5 protein-coding genes are annotated in these 2,895 nt (G+C 49.6%); all 5 read left to right on the forward strand.

Going from position 1 to position 2,895, the window contains the following annotated elements; genetic code table 11:
- The first annotated feature begins 211 nt into the window (after positions 1-211).
- Positions 212-637, forward strand: a complete 426-nt coding sequence (locus AMR42_RS12850) for a hypothetical protein (protein WP_143473073.1) — start codon at positions 212-214, stop codon at positions 635-637.
- A gap of 2 nt (positions 638-639) precedes the next feature.
- A complete protein-coding gene (locus tag AMR42_RS19940; RefSeq protein ID WP_143473074.1) occupies positions 640-936 on the forward strand; it encodes a hypothetical protein in 297 nt (98 codons plus the stop codon).
- A gap of 73 nt (positions 937-1,009) precedes the next feature.
- Positions 1,010-1,885, forward strand: a complete 876-nt coding sequence (locus tag AMR42_RS12855) for a hypothetical protein (RefSeq protein ID WP_143473075.1) — start codon at positions 1,010-1,012, stop codon at positions 1,883-1,885.
- Positions 1,886-2,035: 150 nt separating this feature from the next.
- On the forward strand, positions 2,036-2,395 hold the full coding sequence (locus AMR42_RS12860) for a hypothetical protein (protein ID WP_099534027.1): 360 nt from the start codon (positions 2,036-2,038) through the stop codon (positions 2,393-2,395).
- A 185-nt stretch (positions 2,396-2,580) separates the two neighbouring features.
- Positions 2,581-2,895 (forward strand): hypothetical protein (locus AMR42_RS21215; RefSeq protein ID WP_143473076.1); only part of this gene is annotated, 315 nt, incomplete at its 3' end.

Genomic DNA, 2,895 nt, shown 5'->3' on the forward strand with positions numbered 1-2,895 from the left:
TCTCCGACTGCTGAGCACTGGGTAATCATGCTCAGGTAAGCTTTTGAGAATAGGTTTGACGATTTGAGAGAATGAGCGTAACATTGGTGTATTACTTTTTGATTGTTTGGGGTAAGAATTACATCTTCTTACCCCTTTTTTATAACCTGAATCTGTCATTCAACACTTCTGCCTCTCTACCAATTTCCAGGGCACTAATGCTGTTGCTGAGGTGCTAACCAATAATGTTAGTCGAATCGGGAATGCCTTAAAGAAATCAAGAATTGTTGGTGAAAATGACTATAAATGGATGCCTGTCGGTATTACGGGCTTGATTGGTCGATCACTTTTGCTCTTTGGTGCTCTAACGGGTAGTGGTGTTATAGAACTGCCAGACTTGACAACTCTATTTGGCAAGAAACCGTTATCGATTGACGAGGAAACTTTGTTATTAGCCCAAAATCAACAAGATTTCAGAACGCAAATTGCTAACGCAGAGGAACCGATTAAGGATGAAAACTATAACCCAGATTTGCCAAGACCGATTGGCAAGGCAGCACAGGAAGATAATGTGCCGCAAACAATAAGAGCAGAAGCGACAAGAGAAGCCAGTGAGGCGAGCGATTTAAGCTCAGAAGATTTAGGATTTGGAGATTAACTATGGCAGCACCTAACCGTTCAGACCAATTACCTAGGAGATTAACTATGGCAGCACCTAACCGTTTCCCTTTTCCCTTAGACCAATTAATTAAGGATTTTTCACCGACTGAGCATTTTCAAGATCAAGTAAAACGATTAGTTAATCCCGAAGTAGCTCGTTATTTTCGCGATACCAGCAAGATTTCAGAACGCAAATTGCTAACGCAGAGAAACCGATTAAGGATGAAAACTATAACCCAGATTTGCCAAGACCGATTGGCAAGGCAGCACAGGAAGATAATGTGCCGCAAACAATAAGAGCAGAAGCGACAAGAGAAGCCAGTGAGGCGAGCGATTTAAGCTCAGAAGATTTGGAATTTGGAGATTGATTATGGCAGCACCTAACCGTTTTCCCTCAGACCAATTACCTAAGAATTTTTCACCGACCGAGCATTTTCAAGACCAAGTAAAGCGGTTAGTCAATCCTGAAGTGGCTCGCTATTTTCGCGATGTGGGTGATGAGTCTTGGACTCCCGGCCAAAATGGCGATCTGTCAAAGAGTCCTAGAGCGTCGATCCGGCTTGCCTGCTCGCACCTTGAACCCGACACGATCGACCTAACGATCGGGCGGTTGATTTTGTTTTACCTGGTGACCAGACGTGATGAGCTTGTGAATCCACCGATCTACGGTTTGCCAATCCCTGGGTTTCAGCAGTCGGTTAAATTTTTGCCCCAAATCTCCCTGTTTTTTCGGGAAAGCCGTCAGGATCTTGAACCTGGTCAGACCCCGATTACGGGTGAGGTTTCGTTTCGATTGAAATCGGGTGAGTCGCTCTCGGAATCGGCTTTAGAGGCGATCGGCCGCAGGATTAAGTCTGAATTTCCACCCCGGGCGGAAAGTCACTGGCAAAAAGGCCGCGACTGTATGGCCTACCGTGACTTGGAACGCAACCCGCCCATCCAGCTCAAAATCCTTTGCGGCTCAAAAGCTGCTGGGCGCGACATGGTGGAGGCGATTTTTCGAGTTTTGGGGGAAGCTCCCGACTGGTCTAAGGCCCACTTCAGCCAAAACGAACAGGAAGGGACGGCCTACCCGGTGGTTCCTGGCTCCGATACGGTGCTGGGGCGATCGCGCAAATTGCCACGACGGCGGCCCATGGCCAGGGTGAAGCTCCAATATGCGGTGGCTCATATCTGGCCTGTCCCTGTCCCCATTCCAATTTACGACGCAACGGGGCGGTTCACAGCAGCGCTGGTTCGGGGGTAGTGATGCCTATGAGGCGATCGCCTGGACTCCAGCCCGATCGGCCGGAGTTTGCGAGGAGACCTATTAGGTTTCCGGCTGTTTTTTTGAGTTCCGAGCCGTGCCAGGCTGAGAGCAGAATTCAATCACGCCCCTGCTTTCAGGGCTTAGGTAATGGCTAACTCTCTCGTTCAGGAAATGCTTGAGGCTAAACCGGGACTGATCTTCGCAGACGGCGAATGGATCGGTGTCAAGGTTGCTGATCTGCTGGGCCCCGTAACCGTACCTACTTCGGCAGAGGCCATTGGAGACGACCTTTTGATGGGTCTCTTGTATCGCCTGATGGAGGCGGTCTCCAAGGCCGAAGATGCATGGGTTCCGCCTGCTGGCACTAAAAAGGTCAACTCCCTATCGGTGGTTGAATCTACGTCCTTGCAACAAATTGCTCCAGGCGTTCGGGGTGTGATCAACCAAGCCACGATCCGGGTGGTGCAACCGGTTGAAATGCAGCAAGTCGAAGCGGTTCGGTCTTAAGAATTGAGTGGGTTTGACGGCATCAAACCCGCTCTATGACTGGTTTTTTTAAGTGGTAGGGCAAGACAATGCGCAAGCGACGGTTTAATCGGATCAAGCAAGCAATTAAAAACGGGGCTACGGGCGGGTATCTGACTAAGTATCTCAGTTATCAGTCTGGGGCCAGCCCCATCACGATTACTAAGGTGGTCAATCGCAACGGCACGATCAAGAAGGCTCTAAATCCCTTTGGTGACGCTGCTACTGTGCCGGTGTCTCTACTGGTGTCTTTTACGGGCCGAGCGGCCGCGGCTCAAGCGGGATTCGGGGTTACTGATACCATCCTGGCTCTTGAGGATGTGGATGCTTCAACGGTCAAAAATCGGGGCTTTTTGCCTGCAAAGGCTGTTCTGACTGATCGATCATCTGGATCGGCTCCTAAAGTCAGCGGAATCACGGGGTTATCTTACAAAAAACCAACCAGCAGCGATTCCTTCACTTTGCCTTTTGGTCAGGTCACG

Origin of the sequence: Limnothrix sp. PR1529 (assembly GCF_002742025.1) — a bacterium.
GTDB lineage: Bacteria > Cyanobacteriota > Cyanobacteriia > CACIAM-69d > CACIAM-69d > CACIAM-69d.

What these genes read in the sequence shown, in the direction of transcription:
- AMR42_RS12855 (WP_143473075.1), top strand. Translation starts at nt 1,010, where the DNA reads ATGGCAGCACCTAACCGTTTTCCCTCAGACCAATTACCTAAGAATTTT.
- AMR42_RS19940 (WP_143473074.1), top strand. Translation starts at nt 640, where the DNA reads ATGGCAGCACCTAACCGTTCAGACCAATTACCTAGGAGATTAACTATG.
- AMR42_RS12860 (WP_099534027.1), top strand. Translation starts at nt 2,036, where the DNA reads ATGGCTAACTCTCTCGTTCAGGAAATGCTTGAGGCTAAACCGGGACTG.